Origin of the sequence: Aquiflexum sp. (assembly GCF_041751335.1) — a bacterium.
Taxonomy (GTDB): Bacteria; Bacteroidota; Bacteroidia; order Cytophagales; family Cyclobacteriaceae; genus Aquiflexum.
In genome coordinates this window covers 1-2,215 of sequence record NZ_JBGSXS010000152.1, presented here as the reverse complement: position 1 = coordinate 2,215, position 2,215 = coordinate 1, and the positions used below count along the sequence as shown (strand labels likewise).

The 2,215-nt window shown below is 39.8% G+C and carries 2 protein-coding genes; both read right to left on the bottom strand.

Annotated features, from left to right (window positions below; genetic code table 11):
* Nucleotides 1–761: Fic family protein (locus ACEW8U_RS08470; protein WP_373521609.1), on the bottom strand; the 761-nt coding region annotated here is incomplete at its 3' end.
* A gap of 158 nt (nt 762–919) precedes the next feature.
* Complete coding sequence (locus ACEW8U_RS08465) at nt 920–1,459, bottom strand: hypothetical protein (protein WP_373521608.1); 540 nt, start codon at nt 1,457–1,459, stop codon at nt 920–922.
* Nucleotides 1,460–2,215: the final 756 nt, after the last annotated feature.

Sequence of the window (2,215 nt, the reverse complement as noted above, 5' to 3'; positions counted from 1 at the left end):
TTTTTAGCCAAAGCATCGTAATACTTCTTTTTGTACTTTTCAATAGTGTGCGAAAGTGCAATCAGGCTTGGATAGCCAAGACTTTCTGAAAGGGCTTTTTCTGCAATGGCTCTTCCAATTCTTCCGTTCCCATCTTCTAGCGGGTGAATGCTTACAAAATACAAGTGGGCAATCCCTGCCCTGAGAACGGGATGGAGTGGAGATTTACCTGTTTTGGATGTTTCTTGATACCAATCCAAAAACCTATCCATTTCTTTCGGGACGATTGCCGATGGCGGTGCCTCAAAATGAACCACAGGTCTTCCCAAATGTCCTGATACCACCTGCATTGGGTCAATACTACTTCGATAGCTTCCAATTTCCACCAAATCCCTTCTTCCATTGGTCAACATGATGTGCCATCTAAAAATCATCTCATTGCTTAATGGTTCCTCAAAAGTTTGATAAAGGTCAACCATCATTTCCGCTATTCCATGTTCAGCTGCGCTTGGTCTCCTGCCATCAACCTGAAAGCCAAATTGCTTTTTGATCGAAGATTGGACACTTTCTCTGTTCAGATATTCCCCTTCGATTTGGGAGGTCTTGATTGCCTCGTCGGTAATGATTTCAAATACAAGGTTGTTTTTATCAGATTCAGCTATGTGTTTATATGCACCCAAAAGCAATCCTGAAAACTTAAAAAAATCTTCTAATGATGCCTGTAATCTTTCAGTTGTAAAACTGAAGTTTGGCCAGTTTTGAGTTTGCCAATTCCACCTCATGAGTCATAAATGTTTATTTATAGCTCAAAAATACCATTAATCTGAGTTATAAAAAATAAAATATAGCTCATATTTAAGCAAAATGATGAGCTATAAATAACTGGTATTTAACTCAAAACCTTCAAAACGCTCAAAGTTCTATTTTCTAATAATTAAACTTACTCATCCTTTCCTGCCCCCTTAAATTGATCATCTTTATTGGAAAATAACACATTGAAAGTGGTCAATGAACCATAAGCACGTGTGATATATTGTTGGAGTTGGATACGGTCCTCGTCGTCCAGTTTTTCATGGTTGTTGATGTTTTGCTCTAGGACCCGGAGTCTTTCCCTCACCATGACAATTTTATGAAAAAAGGTCTTGATCGGAATTTCCTTGTTGCTCATTTCCGGGTTATAGGGATTGAAGGTAACCGTCCCGTTGATCCATTTTTGGGCTAAAGTTATCTTGGGGAGGTCATCTTTTGGTTGGTTCTTTCGGATGACATTTTCCACTGCGGTTTCGATTTCAGCCAAGGTGATGGGCTGAAATTCAGCTTCTTTTTTCTCTACCAATTCAAAATTGGGAAAGTCCCGAGCGATAGTCTTTACCTCTGCGGTAAAATTAAAATAGATTTTGTAGTAAGAAGCATCTGATTCTACTACAACTCCTTTTCCAAACTTCGGATGTCTGATCTGACTCCCGATTCCTAAATCCATTGCTGACATATTTTATAAATTTGTTCGTAAAAATTAGGTCAATATAAAAGGTAAATTTATATTTTCACAATCCATTCAAGCTACTTTATGAACTCCATAGACCGACTCCGATTGGTTCTGCTTTTTGGGGTCAATGTCTTTTGCTCCTTAAAGAGATTGCCACGTCGCACGAATGCCTCCCTTATAAAATCAGGTTCTCTGAAGTGCTCCTACCAGTGACAGAATTTGGAATTGCCCGTCATGCTGAAGGAAGCATCTCACGAGGAATTGGAAATGATAAAATTAACATAAATAGGACCTCTGGAGATCCTTCGTGCCGACCAATGACAGATTTCTTAGCTGCCGTCACCCTGATCCCGATGGGAGAAGGGTCTCTCGAGGATCAGGAAATGTATTATAAACATAAATAGGACCTCTGGAGATTCTTCGTACCTCAGAATGACGGCTGCCTAGTGGATAACATGATGTCACTCCTTTTCTGAACATTTCTAAAATGTTGGGGACTCAGGATGACGGCTGCCTAGAGGGTAACTTGATGTCATTCCTTTTCTGAACATTTTTAATAATGTTGGGGACTAGCAATGACGCCACCTAAAATTTTGTCACAAAAAATGGTAAAATGTAGTTTCTTCGGTCTTCCGACTCCCGTCTTCACAATATCAATACCTCCCAACCTCAAAAGCACTGATATCCATATGATTGTTGAGTCCTTCATGAAGTTCAGCAAGGATTTTTCCGGTTCCGGGGGCTAGACTG

Bases quoted from the DNA above. Each gene is read 5' to 3' on its own strand.
- ACEW8U_RS08465 (WP_373521608.1), bottom strand. From the start codon at position 1,459: ATGGATTTAGGAATCGGGAGTCAGATCAGACATCCGAAGTTTGGAAAA.